Genomic DNA, 17,976 nt, shown 5'->3' on the forward strand with positions numbered 1-17,976 from the left:
ATTTTCCTGTCGTTATATATCGGCTGAGGCGCCGCCGGCCGCACTATTGCTGCGCTGGCCGCCATTGTGAACCCATTTGGCATAGCGGATGCGGGCGATCTTGTAGGCATCCAGGATCGACAGGGCATAGATCAGGACGCCGCCGGCATGGCGGCCGATGAAGCTGGCATCGGGTGGCGCGATCTTGGCGGTGACCCAGGCCAGGACCACCATGAACAACAGGAATTGCAGGCCGCGCACCGGCACGCCGAGCACGACATGCCCGCTCGCCGGCAAAACGATCGCAGCGCCCAGAACCAGATAGGGGCTCAATGGTGCGGGGGAGGTGGTGATCTGGCTGGTCATGCCGCCTGCCGTTCGCTTTGATTGATGGCATCGCGCAGCGCCGAAGCCGACGACAGCAGCCGCTCGATCAGCCCCGGATCGAGCCTGACCGTGCCGAATTCGGCTTGCCGGAATACGCCGTAGCGCGCCCGCTCGGCCTCGGCCAGCAGCCAGACGATGCGCACGCCGTTCGGTGTGATCAGCAGTTCCTTGGCGCGCTCCTCGGCAAAGACGTCGAGGTGATCGGCGATGATGGCTTCGGGGAAGCGCACGCCCTTGCGATCGCTCCGCAGCACCGCCTCGGCTGGAAATCCGGCGGCCTTCGGCAGTGTATGGACGAGATGATCGAAATTGGAAAAAGTCGTCGGCGATCCCGGCCGCATCATCATGTCGAAAGTGCCTGGTATCACGACCTTTTCGGTGATCGAAACGCTCAGCCAGCGCGCCGGCAGCTTCCTTATCGCCAGCGCGTCGACGATGGTCCGAACCTGCACCCGCCGGCCGTTCCACGAGCCGGCGAAGGTGACGACGCCGGCGACGCCGTCCGAGACGTTGGCCGCGTCGGGGATGACGGCGCGGACGCCGGCTTCGTCGGCGGCAAGCGCAGTCGAAGCCTTGGCGCGGTTGGCGCGCGCAAGCCAGGCTATGTGGAGGACGAGAGCCAGGGCAACCGCCCCGGCGAGCAATGCTGAGATCACCTAGCGCACCTCGTCACGCAGATGCCCGCCCACCCAGACCGGGCGCGCCGTCAGTACCCCTGTGGTTTCGGCCACGGCATGGTGAACTGGGCACCGCGGCGCACGAATTTGTAGCGGTAGAAGTGGAACCACAGCGAAATCAGGAAGTAGAAGGCGACCATGGCGATCAGCTGCGAGCCGAAGCCGAGGAAGATCGCAAAGAAGGTGACCACGCAAAGGCAGAACAAGACGATCGCCGGCAGCGGATGGAAGGGATGGGTGTAGCCGCGGCGGATCGAGCCGAGCGGCCACTTCTTCCTGAACATGATGATGTTGATGCTCATGAAGGTGTATTGCAGCACGCCCGACAGGATCGAGAAGGTGATCGCCTGGTTGAGGTCGGCGATGAAGGCGAAGGCGAGCGCGATCGGCAGCAGGAACAGGATCGAGCGATAGGGCGTGCGGTATTTCGGATGCACCGCCGAGAACCAGGTCGGCAGATAGCGGTCGCGGCCGAGCGAAAACCAGGCGCGCGCGGCGTCGTTGATGCAGCCATTGGCCGAAGCAAGTGCAGCAAGCAGCGTCGCGATGAACAACAGGTTCTCCAGCAGCGCACTGCCGGTCAGTTTGCCTGCGTCCCACAGCGGATAATAGGTGATGCCGAGATATTCCCAGGGCATCAGCGAGGCGCAGACATACCAGGTCATGGCGGCTGCGATCAGCAGCGTGATCATCCCGGCCATCGTGCCGTAAGGCAGCGAGCGCGCCGGCGAGCGTACTTCCTCGGCGGCCTGCGTGGTGCCCTCGATGCCGAGATAGTACCAGATGCCGAACTGGAAGGCGGCGATGACGCCGATCCAGCCATAGGGCAGGGCGTTGCCGGGGGTGACCAACTCGTTCAGCTTCAGCACGGCGCCTTGCGTCCACGGACTGACCGAGAAGAACAGGATGACGATCGAGACATAGGCGATGGCGGTGATGACGAAATTGACGTTGAGCGTCATCAGCACGCCACGATAGTTCAGCCATGCCAGCACGACGATGGTCGCGGCGATGAAGGAATTGTGGTTGAGGCCCTCGACGCCGGCCTTGGCGACAATGGTGTCGCCGAGCAGGATCGCGTCCGACACTTCGAGCATGGTATAGGCAAAGACTAGGAAAAGCGCGACGTTGAAGGCCATCAGCGGCCCGACAATGTGCTTGGCCTGGGCATATTGGCCGCCGGCGGCGGCAACCGTCGAGGTGACTTCGGAATCGATCATCGCGACCGAGGTGTAGAGCAGTCCGACGATCCAGCAGACGATCAGCGCCGCCAGCGCGCCGCCTTTGTCCGCCGCGAAATTCCAGCCGGTGAACTCGCCGACCAGAACGATGCCGACACCGAGCGCCCAGACATGGGCGGGGCCGAGCACCCTGAGCAGTGAAACCCTGTCGCCTTGCACTTGCACCGCTGGTTTAGCCGTGATCGTCATCGTTCAATCCCCCACTCAGATCCGGTGTTTTTCGGACACGGCTTCAAGCTCGCCTTCCCTGGACGAGGTCAGCATCTCTTCGGAATAGGTCGTGTCGATCTTGAACCAGTCGTAGAGCATCCACAGCGCGAGCACGATCGAGATGCCCCAGCATGCGTAAGAGAGTGCCACCCACATGACGATGCTTCCTATCTATTTGTCGCCGAACTTTTCGTCGATGACGTCGCGGTATTCGCGGTCCGATGCGCGGAACAGAAAGATGAAATAGCCGATCAGCACCGCGGCCATGATGATCAGCGTCGGCCAGTCGATGATGTAGTGGAACCGGTTCTGGATGATGTCGTGCGCGGTTTCCGGCGTGTAGCCGAGCTTTTCCCAGATCGAGGCCATGGTCGGGTTCTGGCCGAGCGCTTCCCACGTCTTGGCGTCGAGCGCGTCGATGGATTTTGCCGCCCCTGCCAGGCCTAGTTTCAGCGGCAGCCACAGCGCGACGAAAATCGCGACCACGACGACGGCGATATCGAAAACCTGTCCGGCCTTGCTCTGTTCGGGCGGTGTATAGCGGGCCATGCGTCTCCCCCTCAGGACCTGCGGTTGCGGTAGGCGTCGGCATTCTTGATGTCGAGGCCGTAGATGAAGTCCTTGTCTTCCTTGTAGTGATTGACCATCGCCAGGATGGCGGCCGTGTTGAAGATCAGCACGGCGGCCGCGGCGACCGCGACGACGAGCTTGATGCCGGCATCGGGGATGTATGGCCATGTCATGAACAGGACAAAGAGGATCGTCGCCCACAGACAGACGATCAGGAGCATGGATCCACGCACGTCGGAACGGTACAACGCTTCCACGCGCTGTTGCAGGTCGGACATCGGCTTTCCCCTTTTTCAACGCCGGTCCGGACTGGCCGGTCATTGCCCTCTTTCAAGAGAGTGAAATTTTTTTCATAAATTCAAGCCGAATTCCGCAATTGTCAAGACGATTTTACGCAACGTTAACCGTTTGTTTGATCCGCCGAATTTTGCCTGACAATGAAATTATTTGCTTACGGGTATTGCAGGCTCCCGGCGTTTGCGATCAATATTCGGGCAACGCTCCCGCCGCTGTGCAGGGAGCAGGGGAAGCAAACGTTTTTCGAAACGGAGGACAAGCGGATGACGGCATCCTGGAGATTTTCGGCGCTTGCGGACCGCCATCGCGCGCTCGGCTCGAAGCTCGAGGACTGGAGCGGCATGGGCACCGCCTGGACCTACGACAAGGACGCCGACGAAGAGTATATCGCCATCCGCACCAAGGCCGGCCTGATGGACGTGTCCGGCTTGAAGAAGGTCCACATCACCGGGCCGCACGCCTCTCACCTGATCGACCTGGCGACGACGCGCGACGTCGAAAAGATCTATCCCGGCAAGTCGGCCTATGCCTGCATGCTCAACGAGGCCGGCAAGTTCACCGACGACTGCATCCTCTACCGCACCGGCCCGAATTCCTGGATGGTCGTGCATGGCTCGGGCACCGGCCATGAAGAGCTGCAGCGCGCTTCCGTCGGTCGCGACGTGTCGCTGCGCTTCGACGACAATCTGCACGACCTTTCGCTGCAGGGGCCGCTAGCCGTGGATTATCTGGCAAAGCATGTGCCCGGCATTCGCGACCTCAACTATTTCCACCACATGCAGACGCAGTTGTTCGGCTTTCCGGTGATGATCTCGCGCACCGGCTACACCGGCGAGCGCGGCTACGAGATCTTCTGCCGTGGCCAGGACGCCGGAACGATCTGGGACAGGATCCTCGACGAGGGCAAGAGCGCCGGCATCATCCCGTGCCGCTTCACCACGCTCGACATGCTGCGCGTCGAGAGCTACCTGTTGTTTTACCCTTACGACAATTCGCAGAAATATCCATTTGAGAACGAGGGGCCCGGCGACACGCTGTGGGAGCTTGGTCTCGACTTCACCGTCAGCCCGGGCAAGACGGGCTTTCGCGGTGCCGAGGAGCACTACCGCCTGAAGGGCAAGGAGCGCTTCAAGATATTCGGTGTGCTGCTCGAAGGCAGGGAGCCGGCCGACGAGGGCGCACCGGTCTATCGCGACGGCAAGAAGGTCGGCGTGGTGACCTGCGCCATGTATTCGCCGCTGGTCAGGAAATCGATGGGCATTGCCCGGCTCGACGTCGACTGCGCGGTCCAGGGCACCAGGCTCGAGATCCGTAACAAGAGCGGCGCCATCAGCGCAACCGCCGAGCCGCTTCCGTTCGACGATCCGAAGAAGACCAAGCGCACGGCGAAAGGCTGAGGCATACTGCGGGTATGGCAGCGAAAAGCATCATCAGCCGCCCGGTCTATGGGATACTGTCTCCGCAGCCCGGCAAGCACCATCTTTTCGTAGCGGACGCAGAGGGAGCGCTGGCGATTACCGATCTGGCCGCCAAGGCACCGACGGATTTCTTCGGCGGCGCCCACATCATCTTCATTCGCGGCCGCGACGGTAAATATGCCGAGGCGCTCGAAGCACTGAAGCCGGCGCAGCTCTACCTCGGCCATTCCTTCGCCAGTGCCCTGCCGCGGCTGAAGCAGACGCTGGCCAACGCCCATATGGGCCTCAGGCTCTATCTTGCCGGCACCGAAGGGCTGATCGGCCAGGCCATGCAGGTGGCGCTCGAAGCCGGCATCGACCACACCTCGATCCAGACCGAGCATCGCGGCTCGCTGGCGCGCCGCATGCAGTGCGTCCATTGCAAGGGCATCACCGAGAACGTCACGACACAGCCGGCAACCTGTTCGCATTGCGGCCTCTTGCTTCTGGTGCGCGACCACTATTCGCGGCGCCTCGCCGCCTTCCAGGGCGTCTGCATCAACGCCGAGGACCGCAGCGAAATTCCTCCGATCGAGGAGGTCTTTCGATGAGCACCGGCACCACCAAGCTCGATGTCGTCGTCAGCGATGTCGTCCCCGTCAACGAACTGGTGACGCGCTTTCATTTCCGCAGGCGCGACGGCCAGCTTTTGCCGACCTTTTCCGGCGGCGCCCATGTCGTCGTCGAGATGCGCGATGGCGAACGCACCAGGCTCAATCCCTATTCGCTGATGGGCTCGCCGCTCGACACCCGCGAATACACCATCTCGGTGCGCCGCGACGACGCCGGCCGCGGCGGCTCGCTGTTCATGCACAGGCAGGTCAGGCCGGGCACGGAGATGGTGGTGAGCTACCCCGTCAATCTGTTCTCGCTCGATCTTCGGGCCAGGAAGCATCTGATGCTGGCCGGTGGCATCGGCATCACCCCGTTTATGGCGCAGACCGCGCAGCTGGCGGCGCAAGGCGGCAATTTCGAATTGCATTACACCTGCCGGACCGCCTCGCTCGGCACCTATGCGGGCCTGCTGAGAGAGCGCTACGACCGCCGGGTCAGGCTCTATCACGACGACCGCGACGAGCGCGTCGATCTCGACCGGCTGTTGTCGTCGCAGCCGCTCGGCACGCATCTCTATGTCTGCGGGCCGTCCGGCATGATCGGCTGGGTGCGCGACCGCGCCGCTGCCCTCGGCTGGCCGCCAGAGACCGTGCATTTCGAGCATTTCGCCGCACCCCAGCCCGGCGCGCCGTTCGACGTGACGCTGGCGCTCAGCGGCAAGACGATCCGCGTCGACGAGCAGCAGAGCCTGCTCGAGGCGATCGAGGCGGCCGGCGTCGATCCGCCCTATCTGTGCCGCGGCGGCGTCTGCGGCCAATGCGAGACCAACGTGATTTCGCATGACGGCAAATTCATCCACAACGACCACTGGCTGAGCGAGGAAGACCACCGTTCGGGCTGCAAAATCATGCCTTGCGTCTCGCGCTTCGAGGGCAGGTCGCTGGTGCTGGAAAGATAGGAGGCGAGCTTGGGCATCACCTTTCGCAAGGAAACGTTCCGTGACGACTTCACCTTCAGGAACAGCCCCGAGCACATCAGGCGGTTCCCGTTCCCGTTCCATGAAGACAGCTACATGTATGCGGTCAACATCGAGCCGCATGTCGTCGGGCCGAAAGGCAGCGTGCTGGAGAATTTGATCGACGTCGACGAGCACTATGTCGCAGAGATGCAGGACCGCGCTTTGGTGCTGGCCGAGGATCCGCTGCGCTGCCAGTCGCTGCCGCACATGACGCTGGCCGGCTGGGACCTGCTCGAACTCCTGATGGAGCAGCAGGCGCTGGGCTATCCGGAGCATTTCACGCTGATCCGCGACGGCGATCGCTGGCGCTGGATCAACCGGCCGCTCGGCATCGACGACAGCTTCACCTTCGGCGACGTCTCGACGCTGCCCTATGGGCCGATGGAATATATCACCCGCCAGAGCCAGGGCGATTTCTGCATTCTCGACCAGCGCGACGGCAATCTGTGGATGGATGCCGGCATGGTCACCACCCAGGCCGACTGGTCGCTCGATTTCGACATTGGCATGAACTTCTTCGAATGGCACGCGCCGGTGCCGCTGGCGCACGAGAAGGGGATCTTCGTCCGGGCGCTGAAATTCCTCACCAACATCCAGCAGGGTAAGCCGGCGCGCCGGCTGAACTGGACGATGACCATCAATCCGCGCCTCGACACCAGCCCGGAAAATTACCACAAATGGGGTCCGGACCGCGCCACGGTGACGCCGGAAAACGTTGGCGAAAAAGTGCATCTGCGCGTCGAACTGCAGAGTTTCTGGCGGCTGCCGCGCTCGAATGCGATCGTCTTTCCGATCCGCTGTTACCTGATCAAGATGGACGAACTGGTGACGCAGCCGAAATGGGCACGCCGCCTGCACCGCGTCATCCGCGACCTGCCCGACGAACTCGCCAATTACAAGGGCCTGACGCGTTATCGGCCGACCTTGGTCGAATGGCTGTCGAAATTGGATGATGGCAGCCCGACATCGCCGGGCTTCGGGCCGGATTAAAGCTGCCCGCGAAGCTGCTAATCTCCCCCACGAGGGGGGAGATTGGCCAACTCACCCCGCGCTCTGCGGATAGCAGATGATCGACAGATAGCGCATCGGCAGAACGCTCAGCACTTCCGGTCCGTGCGGCGCATCGGCGTCGAAGAACAGGCTGTCGCCGGGCTTCATCGGGTAGAGATTGCTGCCGTGCCGGTAAACCACTTCGCCTTCGAGCATATAGAGGAATTCCATGCCTTCGTGCTGGAAGGTCGGGAACACGTCGGAATCCTCGGTCAGCGTGATCAGATAGGGTTCGACGACGACGCCGCTGGTGTTGGAGCCGATATGGCCGAGCAAATTGTACTGGTGGCCGGCGCGCGTGCCGCGGCGTTCGACGTCGAGGCCTTCGCCGGCCTTGACGAAGACGGCACTGCGCTCCTCCTCGAAACGGCGGAAGAAGGCGGTGACCGGAACGCCGAGCGCCCGCGACAGCGCCTGCAACGTGGTCAGCGATGGCGAGGTGATGCCGTTCTCGATCTTCGACAGCATGCCGAGCGAAATGTCGGTGGCGGCAGCCAGATCGGCGACGGTGATGCCGAGCTTTTTGCGGAATGCCCGCACCTCGCGGCCGATCGCGACCTCAAGCACTTTTTCGCGGGTGTCGCGAATGGCGTGCGGATTCTGGGTGAGCGGCACGCGTATCTTGCGCGGCTCGATCGCGGCGGGTTTGGCTTTGCCCGCCGCGGCGCCGGCATCTTGCTTCAGACTGGATGCTTTTTTCGCCATTTCGCCACCCCGGACCTTGCCGATTCATTTCACTCACGGTGAACATATTCGGTGCCGATACAGAAGCGCAACTGGCACGGCAAGCCGAATTGCGCAATGACCGGATTTCGCCCGAGCTTCCACGTCGTTTAGAAATCCAACTCGGCGAAGCGCGGTTTCGCGACAAGCCCTGTTGACAGCATCGAAGGGGCAATTACTGTCCTGTCAGTGAAATTTGTTTCGTTAGAGAAATGAGATCGGGAGGCCCGCAATGAAAGATCGTGTTGCCGTCATCGGAGCCGGGCCGTCCGGCATGGCCCAGCTCCGGGCCTTCAAGTCGGCCGCCGACAAGGGCGCCGACATTCCCGAGATCGTCTGCTTCGAAAAGCAGTCCGACTGGGGCGGCCTGTGGAATTACACCTGGCGCACCGGCCTCGACGAGCACGGCGACCCGGTGCACGGCTCGATGTACCGCTACCTCTGGTCGAACGGCCCGAAGGAATGCCTCGAATTCGCCGACTACACCTTCGAGGAGCATTTCGGCCGGCCGATCGGCTCCTACCCGCCGCGTGCCGTACTGTGGGACTACATCAAGGGCCGCGTCGAAAAATCCGGCGTGCGTCAATGGGTGCGCTTCAACAGCCCGGTGCGCATGGTCACCTTCTCGGATGCAACGAAAAAATTCACCGTCACCGCACATGACCGCACCAACGACGTCACCTATTCGGAAGAGTTCGACAATGTCGTCGTCGCCTCGGGGCATTTTTCCGTGCCCAATGTGCCCTATTTCGAGGGCTTCTCGACCTTCAACGGCCGTATTCTGCACAGCCACGATTTCCGCGACGCGATGGAATTCAAGGGCAAGGATATCTTGATCATCGGCCGCTCCTATTCGGCCGAGGACATCGGCTCGCAATGCTACAAATACGGCGCCAAATCGATAACCTCGAGCTACCGCTCGAAGCCGATGGGCTTCAAATGGCCGGAGAACTGGAAGGAAGTGCCGCTGCTGCAGAAGGTCGTCGGCAAGACCGCGCATTTCAAGGACGGCAGCACCAAAGACGTCGACGCCATCATCCTGTGCACCGGCTATCTCCACTCGTTCCCGTTCCTCACCGAGGATTTGAAGCTGAAGACCGCCAACCGCATGTGGCCGGACGGGCTCTACGAGGGCGTCGTCTGGGAGAAGAACCCGAAGCTTTTCTATATCGGCATGCAGGACCAGTTCTACACCTTCAACATGTTCGACGCGCAGGCCTGGTTCGCCCGCGACGTCATCATGGGCCGTATCAAGCTGCCGTCGGCCGAAGCGATGGCGGAGCACGGCCGGAAATGGCGGGCACGCGAGGAGACGCTGGAAGACGCCGAGCAGATGATCTGGTTCCAGGGCGACTACACCCGAGAGCTGATGGAGCAGACCGACTATCCGGGCTTCGACGTCGAGGCCGTCAATCGGACCTTCATGGAGTGGGAGCACCACAAGGCGGAAGACATAATGGGCTTCCGCGACCATGCCTACCGCTCGCTGATGACCGGCACGATGGCGCCGCTGCACCATACGCCGTGGCTGCAGGCGATGGACGATTCGATGGAGAGCTATCTCGAGGTGAAGGGCGTGGCGGCGGAGTAGCAGTGATTGCCTTGCCTCAGACAACTTCCCGCGCCGGGTCGGCTGCCAGCGCCAGCGAATTTGCGACGTGCTCGAGGTGCTCCTCGTCCAGGATGCTGGTCGCGACGCGGACCGCGTTCGTTTTTCCGGTCGAAAACTTCGCTCCGGCATGGACCGCGATGCCGTGGGCGGCCAGCGTGACCATCGCGTAAGGTTCCGAAGCAACCGGAATGAGGACGCTGAGACCGTGTCCGGCGTCGATATCGACATTGCGTTTGGCCAGTTCGCAGGCGAGCCGTTCGCGGCGGCGGCGGTAGACCTGCTTCGCCCGCTCCACCAGGGCGGCCGTGGCCGGGTCTTGCAGCAGCCAGGCGGTGGCCGCCTGCAGGATGCGGCTGGTCCATCCCGAGCTGAAGCTGCGGTAGGATTGGATATGCTCGACGATCGTCGCCGATCCGGACAGGACGGCGAGCCGCAGGTCAGGGCCATGGGTCTTGGAATAGGACAGGATGTGGACGACGCGATCGGGAAAACGCCGGCCAAGCGAGATGCGCCGCGCCGAGGCAATATCGCCGACGCCGTCGTCTTCGACAATCAGCACATCGGTACCGGCGAGCAGGTCGCCGATGACTTCCAGCCGCGCCGGCGACATGCAGGCGCCGGTCACCGAATGGACGCGCGGCTGGAACAGGAACGCCACCGGCCGCTGCCGCAGTGCGCTGGCGAGCGCGTCCGGCAAGGGGCCGTCACCGTCGCAATCCACCGGAATGATCGGTACGTCGAGATCTTCGAGGATGTCGAGCAGGCGAAGCGCCGTCGGGTTCTCGATAGCCACCGGCGCTCCCGGCGGGACCAGCGCATGCAGCAAGGTGTAGATGGCGTTGTAACCGCCATTGGTGGCCAGGAACGCGCCGGGATCGTACGGCCATGATGGGCGCACTGCGGCCTCCAGCTCGGGCAGGATGCGCACCCGCTCGTAGCTGTTGAGCTTTTCGGCGCGCGCGCCATGCGCCAGCGCGATGTCGAGCGGCGGCAAGAGCCTCACATCGGGCTCCGCGATCGCCAGGTTCAGAACATCCTGTCCGTAATTGCCGCCGCTCATGTGGCGCTCGGGGCGGGCGGCAAAGCGGTTGCCCATGATCCAGGTGCCGTTGCGTCCGCGGCCGCCGATGATCTTGTAGCGCCGCAACTCGCTCCACGCCTGCGAAACCGTCGCCGGGCTGACGCCAAGCACATAGGCCAGATCGCGCACCGGCGGAAGTTTTGCGCCGACGGGCAGCGCGCCGCTTCTGATCAGCGCACTGGTCTCGCGCGCGATGCCGCGCATCGTGCGGTCGCCAAGGCGTTCAGCGAACCATCCTGCATCGAAATTCATCCGCATCGGCGACCGCTAAAGCTAATGTTCAATAACGTAATAACATTTGATCGGCAGAAAATAAACATTTACCAATAGCCGGTCAAACATAGCTTTGAAGTTCATGCCGATGGCCGTTTCCATCACTATAGCCACCCGCGATTGGGACTATCTCACTCCCTTGGTCCTGGGTGACGTCGCCTCCAGCCGACTGTCGGTGAAGGTTGATCGTGTCGCCACGCTGATCGCGGATCTCGGCACCGATCCGAACTACGATGCGGCGGAGGTCTCGTTCAGCCGTTATGTGTCGGCCATGGCTTCGGGCGTCGATACGGTGGTTGGACTACCGTGTTTCATTATGCGCGGCTTTCGCCATCGCTGTATCATCACGGTCGAGGCCAGTCCGCTGGAGCAGCTTTCCGACCTTGCCGGCAAACGCATCGGCGTCACCGGCTGGCGCGATTCCGGCAACACGTGGACGCGCGGGGCGCTTCGCCGGGAGGGCGTCGGCATCGAGGATGCCCATTGGTTTGCCGGCCGGTTGACATCCGAGCACCCGATCGCCGACCGCCTCGACGGATTCGGCAGGCCGGGGCGCATCGAAGCAGCACCGGGCGAGCGCCCGATGATGGAGCTGCTGGCGCAAGGCGAGCTCGACGCCGTTTTCACGCCCTTCATGCCGGACGGCTTTTTCGGCCCGGCTTCCGGCTTCCGGCAAGTGCTGCGCGATTTTCGCGCGGCCGAACGCGCCTATTTCGCCGACGTCGGTTATGTGCCGGGCATGCATCTGGTCGCCGTCAAGGCTGCAATGGCCGGGGAACATCCCTGGCTGCCGCAGGAACTCGCCAGGCTGATCGACGAAAGCCAGCGCGTCTGGACGGCAAAGCGCCGAAAATATGCCGACACCTCGCCGTGGGTCCTCGAGGAGCTGCTTCATGCGGGGCGCGACCTGCCTGCCTCCTGGAACGCCAGCGGCCTGCCTGCCAACCGGCGCATGATCGAGGATTTCGTCACCGAGCTCCATGCCCAGGGCATTCTGGCGGAGCCGATTTCCGCCGAAGCCTTGTTTCCTTTTGAGGCCGGGTCGCGGGCCACCGCAGCCTGACAACGCAACGAAGAACACGAAGGAGAATGCCATGAGGACAATCAGCTTCATATTCGCCTCGCTCGTCACCATGCTGGCGCAGGCCAGCTTTGCCCAGGACGTCCAAAAGCAATCGGTGAACGAAGACTTGCGCGCCCGGCTGCCGGAAGAGATCCGCACGGCGGGAAAGATCACGGCTGTCAACAACGGCTCGTTCCCGCCCTATGAGATCGTCACCGGCACGGAACTGTCCGGGGCGACCAAGGACATTTCGGACGCCATCGGCCAACTGCTCGGCGTCGAGGTCGACCATGCCTCGGTCGCCGGCCTGCCGGCTTTGCTGAGCGGCATCAACGCCGGCCGCTATCAGTTCGCGATGGGGCCTGTCGGCGACTATCCCGACCGCCAGAAATCCAACGACTTCATCGATTGGGTGCGCGAATACGTCGTCTTCGCCGTCGAGAAGGGCAACCCGCAAGGCATCACCTCGCTCGACACCGCGTGCGGCAAGCGCATTGCCGTGATGTCGGGTGGCTCGGCCGAAAAGGTCATCAAGCAGCAGGCGCAGAAATGCACCGAGGGCGGCAAGCCGGCCGTCGAGGTGCAATCCTTCACTGACCAGCCAAGCTCGATACTGGCCGTCCGGTCGAAACGCTCCGACGCATTCTTCTCCTCGCAGGCGCCGCTGACCTATTTCGTCGAGCAGGCGAAGGGCCAGCTGGAACTCGCCGGGGTCGGCCAGGCCAACGGCTTCAAGGACATCTACCAAGGCGCCGTCGTCAAGAAGGGTTCGCCGCTGGGCGGCGTGCTGCTCGACGCCTTCAAGATCCTGATGAAGAACGGCACCTACGCCGCGGTGATGAAGAAGTGGGGCCTCGAGAAGAACATGATCGACGCGCCCGGCATCAACCAGGGCCAGTAGAGGCTGCCATGACCGAAGCGACCGCTGCCTACGCGGCCGGGCTGCCGCGGCGTCCCGACGACGCGCTGCGCGACGTCAAACGAGCCCACCGGCCATTCCCGCTCGTCCGGCTGGCGCTCTGGGCATTCACCGTCGCCGTCGCCGCCGGCTTCGCCTATATCGTCGCGGTCAACCCGAATTTCGGCTGGCCGGTGGTCGCCCGGTATTTCTTCGATCCGACGGTCGTGCAGGGGCTTTCGGTGACGCTCGGCCTGACGGTCGTGGCGATGATCCTGGGCATCGTGCTCGGCCTGCTGCTCGCCATCGCGCGCATGTCGAACGACAGGCTGGCATCCTTTCTCTCCGGCCTGTTCATCTGGTTCTTCCGGGGAACGCCGCTGCTGGTGCAATTGATCCTGTGGTACAACCTTTCGACGCTGTTTCCGCGCATTTCCATCGGCCTCGCCAGCTGGAACACCAACGACCTGATCACGCCTTTGACGGCCGCCGTTCTTGGTCTGGCGCTGAACGAGGCCGCCTACATGGCCGAGATCATTCGTGGCGGGCTGCTGTCGGTGGACAAGGGACAGGCCGAAACGGCTGAAGCCTTCGGCATGACCCGCGCGCGGGCCTTGCGGCGCATCATCATCCCGCAGGCGATGCGCTCGATCGTGCCGCCGACGGGGAATCAGCTGATCAGCATGATCAAGGCGACGTCGCTTGTCAGCGTCATCGCCATGGCCGACCTGCTCTACTCGGTGCAGTCGATCTACAATCGCACCTTCGAAATCATTCCGCTGCTGATGGTTGCAGTGCTGTGGTACCTGCTGATCACCTCGGTTCTCAACGTGGCGCAAGGCGCGATCGAACGCCACTACAGCCGCGGCGACCGCGGCGCCCGTGAGAAGACGGCGACTGCCACACTGGAGGCCGCCAATGAGCGCGCATGACACGCCCCTGGTCAGGGCACGCAACGTTCACAAGGCGTTCGGCCCGCTCGAGGTGCTGAAGGGCATCGACCTGGACGTCGCGCCTGGCGAGGTGGTCGTTATTCTCGGACCGTCCGGCTCCGGCAAATCAACCTTCCTGCGATGCATCAATCATCTGGAGGCGATCGACCAAGGGTCGATTGAGGTGGACGGCGAGCAGATCGGCTACCGGCTGCACAACGGCCGGCTCGACAAACTCTCCGACCGGGCGATCGCGGCGCAGCGGCGCAAGATCGGCATGGTGTTCCAGCAGTTCAACCTCTATCCACACATGACGACCCTGCAGAATGTCATCGAGGCTCCGGTTGGCGTTCACCGGGAGAACCGCAAGGAGGCGATCGGCTACGCCCGCGAACTGCTGACCCGTGTCGGTCTCGCCGACAAGATCGACGCCTATCCGCGCCAGCTTTCAGGCGGCCAGCAGCAGCGCGTCGCCATCGCCCGCGCGCTCGCCATCCGCCCGAAATTGATGCTCTTCGACGAGCCGACGTCGGCGCTCGATCCGGAACTGGTCGGCGAGGTGCTCGCCACCATGCGTGATCTTGCCAAGCAGGGCTTGACCATGATCGTGGTCACGCATGAGATCGGCTTTGCCCGCGAGGCGGCGGATCGGGTGGTGTTCATGGACGACGGCAATGTGATCGAGGCCGGGCCTCCGGACGAGGTTCTCGCCAAACCCAGGCACCCGCGCACGCGGGCCTTTTTAAGCCGTTTCATCTGACAGCAAAGCCGGCACGATTAGGTGCTCGCAAAGGACCTCCCATGCCAAAGACCTCCAACCAGTTCGCCGACATTTCCGACTTCGCCGACAAGGCCGCCGAGCTTGCGGCGGTTCGCCAGCACCTGCACGCGCATCCCGAGCTTTCATTCCAGGAGCACGAAACGGCTGCATACGTTGCCGAACGGCTCGAAGGCTGGGGCTACGAGGTGACGCGCAATGTCGGCGGGCTCGGCGTCGTCGGCCGCTTGCGCCAGGGCAGCGGCCGCAGCATCGCCATCCGCGCCGACATGGACGCCTTACCGATTACCGAAGCGACCAATCTCCCTTATGCCAGCCAGGCCAGCGGCAAGATGCACGCCTGCGGCCATGACGGCCACACCACGATGCTGCTCGGCGCCGCCGAATACCTGGCGCGCACGCGGCACTTCAACGGCACGGTGAACCTCATCTTCCAGCCGGCCGAGGAAGCCGGCAAGGGAAGCGGGGCGCAGGCGATGATAGCCGATGGCCTGTTCGAGCGCTTTCCCTGCGATGCGATATTCGGGCTGCATAACCATCCGGGCGCGCCGACGGGTTCGTTCCTGATGCGCGCCGGGCCGCTGATGGCGGCGAGCGATACCGTCACGATCAAGATTACCGGGCGTGGCGGCCACGCCTCGCGTCCGCACCTGACGGTCGACCCGATCGTCGCTGCCGCCAACATCGTCATGACCCTGCAGACGGTGGTGTCGCGCAACGTCAACCCGATCGAGACGGCTGTCGTTACCGTCGGCACCATTCACGGCGGCACGGCCTCCAACGTCATCCCGGAACACGCCGAGATCACGCTGAGCGTCCGCTCTTTCTCGGCCGAGATTCGCGACACGCTTGAGCAGCGTATTCGCAATATCGCAGCACTTGTGGCGCAGGCGCATGGCGCAACGGTCGAGATCGATTACGAGCGCGGCTACCCGGTGGTGATCAATTCCGAGGGCGAGACGTCCTTCGCGACAGACGTCGCTGTCGAGCTCGTCGGTCAGGACAAGGTGTCCGTCTGCCCGTTGATCCCCGGCAGCGAAGATTTTTCTTATTTCCTCGAACACAAACCCGGTTGCTTCCTGCGCCTCGGAAACGGCGAGGATTCAGCCATCCTGCACAGCTCGAAATACGATTTCAACGACGGCAATCTGACCGTCGGCGCAGCGCTCTGGGCTCGATTGACCGAGAGATTCCTGGCCATGTGATCCACACCTGCGGCTTGGATTGTCGAACGGCCGGCCGAGCAGAATTGGGGCGACCGGCCGCGCGACTATCCTCAACGAACTCTCACCGCATTCCAGCTCCTTCGAACAGGGTAGGTGTTTATTCTCTCAGACGAACAAAAAGTCACTCGTTGTCAACGGGCTCGTAAAGTTTGCGAGAGTAACTTGATCGACTCCCGCGGTAATGATGGTGTCGGCTCCAGTTTGCGCAATTGTGAGATCATCGAACGATTGCACGCCCTCCACGCCGCTAAACACGATAGTGTCGCCTTGGGTCTGGCTGAAGTCGTAAATGGTGTTTTGGGTTCCGACCGTCATTGAACCATCGTCCTTGAATATGAATTGGTCTTTGCCGCCCTGAGCCAACTCGCTCAGTTGCCCGTCGCCCCACATGTCATTGATGACCGTGCAGCCGGGTGCCGCGCTCCCGGCGTACAGGGTATCGTTTCCGCCCTTGGCCGAACCGGACATTTGTAGAGCGTCGCCGCACAGGAAGTTACGGACCTGGCCGCTTTCGCTGTTGTGGCCCCCGGTAAGAATGTCGTTGCCGCCCTGGGCGGAACCGGACATAGCGCGCGCGTCGCCGTATAACTCGTTTAGAACATCAGGGAAGGCGCTTTTGTCCCCGCCAGTCAGGGTATCATTGCCGCCCACAGCGCTGCCGAGCATCGTGACCGCATCGCCATACCCCAAATTATGAGTGCCTTGCAACACGGCCACGTCGTCGCCCCCAAGCGCGTGATCGAACATACTGCCGCCCGCGTCGCCGTAGAACGTTATCTCCGAGCCACCCGCGCTCGTGAAAGTGTCGTTGCCGCCCGCGGCGAAACCGGAAAGATCACCGCCCGCATCGCCATAAAGAGTTTTGCTCCCGATCTCCCCACCCGTGTCCGTATAGTGGTCGTCGCCGCCCTGAGCATGGTCAGACATGTTGCCGCCGGCGTCACCGAAGAAGGTGTTGGTGGAAAAGAAGCTACCCGTGAAGGTATCGTTGCCACCCTTGCTGTAGGCCGACATATCGCCGCCGGCATCGCCGTAGAAAGTGTTGAAGGAGTCGGTCCTGCTCGTGAAATTGTCGTCGCCGCCTTGCGCATTGCCGGACATGGTGCTGCCCGCGTCACCGTAGAAAATGTTATTGGCTTCTATCGAGCCCTGGAAGGTGTCGTTGCCGCCCTTGCCATGGCCGGACATCTCGCCGCCCGCGTCACCGTAAAAGGTGTGATCGGCTCCTTGTCGAGTGCTGGTCACGAAAATGTCGTCGCCGCCTTGAGCAAAGCCGAACATGTTGCCGCCGGCGTCACCGTAGAACGTGTTGTCTACCCGTCTACCCACTTCACTGCTCAACGTATCGTTGCCGCCCTTGCTGTGGTCCGACATATCGCCGCCGGCATCGCCGTAAAAAGTGTTGGAGGAGTCGCCCTCGGCTCTAAAACTGTCGTCTCCGCCCAGAGCATGGACGAACATGTTGCCGCCGACGTCACCGTAGAAGATGTACGTGCCTAGCGAGGCGCCTGTGAAAGTGTCGTTGCCGCCCTTGCTGTGGTCCGAGCCATCCTCGCCGGCATCTCCGTACGCAGTGGTGGTGGAGGATGGCGGCCCCGTGAAGGTGTCGTTGCCGCCTCTTGAGAAATCGAGCAGGCTGCCGCCAGCATCGCCGATTAAGATGTTTGTATTTAGATCGCCTGCGAGGACGTCATCGGCGCCCCGTTGACGATCTACTAGATCACCGGGAGTAAAGGGAACGCGTATAGCCATTGTTCGCTCTCCTGTTGAGCCTGCCCGTCCGATGACAGCCGTACGATGTGAGGTAACAGCGAGCAATCATCCCGAATGGCTATATCTTTAGGCGTAGGGATCGGTGCCTCGTTAGAGTCTTTCACGTTTTGACGGAAGCGTAGCCGGCGTTTGCGAAGTAGTTGTTGCATTCGGTTGCCTCGATCGTTTCAACGAGG

General features: G+C 62.5%; 19 protein-coding genes. 10 read left to right on the plus strand and 9 right to left on the minus strand.

All coding sequences use genetic code 11. The features are described 5' to 3' along the window. Nucleotides 1-12: 12 nt before the first annotated feature. The 6 genes from NKH83_RS12500 to NKH83_RS12525 are packed head-to-tail and all read right to left on the minus strand — an operon-like array spanning nucleotide 13 to nucleotide 3,342. Nucleotides 13-345 (minus strand): hypothetical protein, encoded by a 333-nt coding sequence (locus NKH83_RS12500; RefSeq protein WP_352804684.1) that lies wholly within the window; start codon nucleotides 343-345, stop codon nucleotides 13-15. Then, the gene (locus NKH83_RS12505) at nucleotides 342-1,022 is read right to left on the minus strand and encodes a hypothetical protein (protein ID WP_352804686.1); all 681 of its coding nucleotides are present in this window, start codon (nucleotides 1,020-1,022) and stop codon (nucleotides 342-344) included. Before NKH83_RS12505 ends, NKH83_RS12500 begins: the two co-directional genes overlap by 4 nt. A gap of 50 nt (nucleotides 1,023-1,072) precedes the next feature. Next, the gene (locus NKH83_RS12510; protein ID WP_352804689.1) at nucleotides 1,073-2,473 is read right to left on the minus strand and encodes an APC family permease; all 1,401 of its coding nucleotides are present in this window, start codon (nucleotides 2,471-2,473) and stop codon (nucleotides 1,073-1,075) included. 15 nt (nucleotides 2,474-2,488) lie between these two features. Beyond that, complete coding sequence (locus NKH83_RS12515) at nucleotides 2,489-2,650, minus strand: hypothetical protein (protein WP_023673991.1); 162 nt, start codon at nucleotides 2,648-2,650, stop codon at nucleotides 2,489-2,491. Between the two features lie 15 nt (nucleotides 2,651-2,665). After that, nucleotides 2,666-3,043, minus strand: coding sequence for a hypothetical protein (locus NKH83_RS12520; protein ID WP_023673992.1), 378 nt, complete (start codon nucleotides 3,041-3,043; stop codon nucleotides 2,666-2,668). A gap of 11 nt (nucleotides 3,044-3,054) precedes the next feature. After that, nucleotides 3,055-3,342: a hypothetical protein gene (locus NKH83_RS12525; protein ID WP_352804691.1), complete on the minus strand. Its 288-nt coding sequence runs from the start codon at nucleotides 3,340-3,342 to the stop codon at nucleotides 3,055-3,057. A 282-nt stretch (nucleotides 3,343-3,624) separates the two neighbouring features. Between NKH83_RS12525 and NKH83_RS12530 the strand changes: the two genes are divergently transcribed. Genes NKH83_RS12530 through NKH83_RS12545 form a run of 4 tightly spaced genes read left to right on the plus strand, consistent with a single transcriptional unit; the run spans nucleotide 3,625 to nucleotide 7,381 of the window. Further along, nucleotides 3,625-4,758 carry an aminomethyl transferase family protein gene (locus tag NKH83_RS12530; RefSeq protein WP_352804695.1) on the plus strand — a complete coding sequence of 378 codons (1,134 nt, stop codon included), beginning with the start codon at nucleotides 3,625-3,627 and terminating at the stop codon, nucleotides 4,756-4,758. 14 nt (nucleotides 4,759-4,772) lie between these two features. Then, nucleotides 4,773-5,369 (plus strand): dimethylamine monooxygenase subunit DmmA family protein, encoded by a 597-nt coding sequence (locus NKH83_RS12535; RefSeq protein WP_352804698.1) that lies wholly within the window; start codon nucleotides 4,773-4,775, stop codon nucleotides 5,367-5,369. Beyond that, on the plus strand, nucleotides 5,366-6,331 hold the full coding sequence (locus NKH83_RS12540) for a PDR/VanB family oxidoreductase (RefSeq protein WP_352804701.1): 966 nt from the start codon (nucleotides 5,366-5,368) through the stop codon (nucleotides 6,329-6,331). Before NKH83_RS12535 ends, NKH83_RS12540 begins: the two co-directional genes overlap by 4 nt. A gap of 9 nt (nucleotides 6,332-6,340) precedes the next feature. Beyond that, entirely contained in the window at nucleotides 6,341-7,381 is a 1,041-nt protein-coding gene (locus NKH83_RS12545; protein WP_254818682.1) for a heme-dependent oxidative N-demethylase family protein, read from the plus strand. 51 nt (nucleotides 7,382-7,432) lie between these two features. Here NKH83_RS12545 and NKH83_RS12550 read toward each other — a convergent pair whose 3' ends face one another. Further along, nucleotides 7,433-8,146, minus strand: a complete 714-nt coding sequence (locus tag NKH83_RS12550; protein WP_352476580.1) for a helix-turn-helix domain-containing protein — start codon at nucleotides 8,144-8,146, stop codon at nucleotides 7,433-7,435. A 250-nt stretch (nucleotides 8,147-8,396) separates the two neighbouring features. On the opposite strand from NKH83_RS12550, the gene NKH83_RS12555 reads away from it, so the two are divergent. Further along, nucleotides 8,397-9,755 carry a trimethylamine monooxygenase gene (locus NKH83_RS12555; protein WP_352804707.1) on the plus strand — a complete coding sequence of 453 codons (1,359 nt, stop codon included), beginning with the start codon at nucleotides 8,397-8,399 and terminating at the stop codon, nucleotides 9,753-9,755. A 16-nt stretch (nucleotides 9,756-9,771) separates the two neighbouring features. On the opposite strand, the gene NKH83_RS12560 is transcribed toward NKH83_RS12555, so the two are convergent. Then, complete coding sequence (locus tag NKH83_RS12560) at nucleotides 9,772-11,115, minus strand: aminotransferase-like domain-containing protein (protein ID WP_352804710.1); 1,344 nt, start codon at nucleotides 11,113-11,115, stop codon at nucleotides 9,772-9,774. A 103-nt stretch (nucleotides 11,116-11,218) separates the two neighbouring features. On the opposite strand from NKH83_RS12560, the gene NKH83_RS12565 reads away from it, so the two are divergent. The 5 genes from NKH83_RS12565 to NKH83_RS12585 all read left to right on the plus strand — a co-directional run bounded on the left by NKH83_RS12565 (nucleotide 11,219) and on the right by NKH83_RS12585 (nucleotide 16,006). Next, on the plus strand, nucleotides 11,219-12,193 hold the full coding sequence (locus NKH83_RS12565; RefSeq protein WP_352804712.1) for a substrate-binding domain-containing protein: 975 nt from the start codon (nucleotides 11,219-11,221) through the stop codon (nucleotides 12,191-12,193). Between the two features lie 70 nt (nucleotides 12,194-12,263). Then, nucleotides 12,264-13,094: an ABC transporter substrate-binding protein gene (locus NKH83_RS12570; RefSeq protein ID WP_502895567.1), complete on the plus strand. Its 831-nt coding sequence runs from the start codon at nucleotides 12,264-12,266 to the stop codon at nucleotides 13,092-13,094. A gap of 8 nt (nucleotides 13,095-13,102) precedes the next feature. Further along, entirely contained in the window at nucleotides 13,103-14,023 is a 921-nt protein-coding gene (locus NKH83_RS12575; RefSeq protein WP_352804716.1) for an amino acid ABC transporter permease, read from the plus strand. After that, entirely contained in the window at nucleotides 14,010-14,783 is a 774-nt protein-coding gene (locus NKH83_RS12580; protein WP_254820753.1) for an amino acid ABC transporter ATP-binding protein, read from the plus strand. The genes NKH83_RS12575 and NKH83_RS12580 overlap by 14 nt, the downstream gene beginning before the upstream one ends. Nucleotides 14,784-14,824: 41 nt before the next feature. After that, entirely contained in the window at nucleotides 14,825-16,006 is a 1,182-nt protein-coding gene (locus tag NKH83_RS12585; RefSeq protein WP_352804721.1) for a M20 aminoacylase family protein, read from the plus strand. Nucleotides 16,007-16,132: 126 nt separating this feature from the next. Here the strand turns inward: NKH83_RS12585 and NKH83_RS12590 are convergent, their stop codons facing one another. Beyond that, a complete protein-coding gene (locus NKH83_RS12590) occupies nucleotides 16,133-17,779 on the minus strand; it encodes a hypothetical protein (RefSeq protein ID WP_352804724.1) in 1,647 nt (548 codons plus the stop codon). Nucleotides 17,780-17,976 lie beyond the last annotated feature (197 nt).

It is taken from the genome of Mesorhizobium sp. M0909 (genome assembly GCF_040319515.1).
Taxonomy (GTDB): domain Bacteria; phylum Pseudomonadota; class Alphaproteobacteria; order Rhizobiales; family Rhizobiaceae; genus Mesorhizobium.

Excerpts from the sequence above, each read along its gene's own strand:
- NKH83_RS12585 (WP_352804721.1), top strand. The coding sequence starts at position 14,825 with ATGCCAAAGACCTCCAACCAGTTCGCCGACATTTCCGACTTCGCCGAC.
- NKH83_RS12555 (WP_352804707.1), top strand. The coding sequence starts at position 8,397 with ATGAAAGATCGTGTTGCCGTCATCGGAGCCGGGCCGTCCGGCATGGCC.
- NKH83_RS12560 (WP_352804710.1), bottom strand. The coding sequence starts at position 11,115 with ATGCGGATGAATTTCGATGCAGGATGGTTCGCTGAACGCCTTGGCGAC.
- NKH83_RS12520 (WP_023673992.1), bottom strand. The coding sequence starts at position 3,043 with ATGGCCCGCTATACACCGCCCGAACAGAGCAAGGCCGGACAGGTTTTC.
- NKH83_RS12510 (WP_352804689.1), bottom strand. The coding sequence starts at position 2,473 with ATGACGATCACGGCTAAACCAGCGGTGCAAGTGCAAGGCGACAGGGTT.
- NKH83_RS12565 (WP_352804712.1), top strand. The coding sequence starts at position 11,219 with ATGGCCGTTTCCATCACTATAGCCACCCGCGATTGGGACTATCTCACT.
- NKH83_RS12515 (WP_023673991.1), bottom strand. The coding sequence starts at position 2,650 with ATGTGGGTGGCACTCTCTTACGCATGCTGGGGCATCTCGATCGTGCTC.
- NKH83_RS12590 (WP_352804724.1), bottom strand. The coding sequence starts at position 17,779 with ATGGCTATACGCGTTCCCTTTACTCCCGGTGATCTAGTAGATCGTCAA.
- NKH83_RS12580 (WP_254820753.1), top strand. The coding sequence starts at position 14,010 with ATGAGCGCGCATGACACGCCCCTGGTCAGGGCACGCAACGTTCACAAG.
- NKH83_RS12525 (WP_352804691.1), bottom strand. The coding sequence starts at position 3,342 with ATGTCCGACCTGCAACAGCGCGTGGAAGCGTTGTACCGTTCCGACGTG.
- NKH83_RS12575 (WP_352804716.1), top strand. The coding sequence starts at position 13,103 with ATGACCGAAGCGACCGCTGCCTACGCGGCCGGGCTGCCGCGGCGTCCC.
- NKH83_RS12570 (WP_502895567.1), top strand. The coding sequence starts at position 12,264 with ATGCTGGCGCAGGCCAGCTTTGCCCAGGACGTCCAAAAGCAATCGGTG.
- NKH83_RS12500 (WP_352804684.1), bottom strand. The coding sequence starts at position 345 with ATGACCAGCCAGATCACCACCTCCCCCGCACCATTGAGCCCCTATCTG.
- NKH83_RS12540 (WP_352804701.1), top strand. The coding sequence starts at position 5,366 with ATGAGCACCGGCACCACCAAGCTCGATGTCGTCGTCAGCGATGTCGTC.
- NKH83_RS12530 (WP_352804695.1), top strand. The coding sequence starts at position 3,625 with ATGACGGCATCCTGGAGATTTTCGGCGCTTGCGGACCGCCATCGCGCG.
- NKH83_RS12550 (WP_352476580.1), bottom strand. The coding sequence starts at position 8,146 with ATGGCGAAAAAAGCATCCAGTCTGAAGCAAGATGCCGGCGCCGCGGCG.
- NKH83_RS12535 (WP_352804698.1), top strand. The coding sequence starts at position 4,773 with ATGGCAGCGAAAAGCATCATCAGCCGCCCGGTCTATGGGATACTGTCT.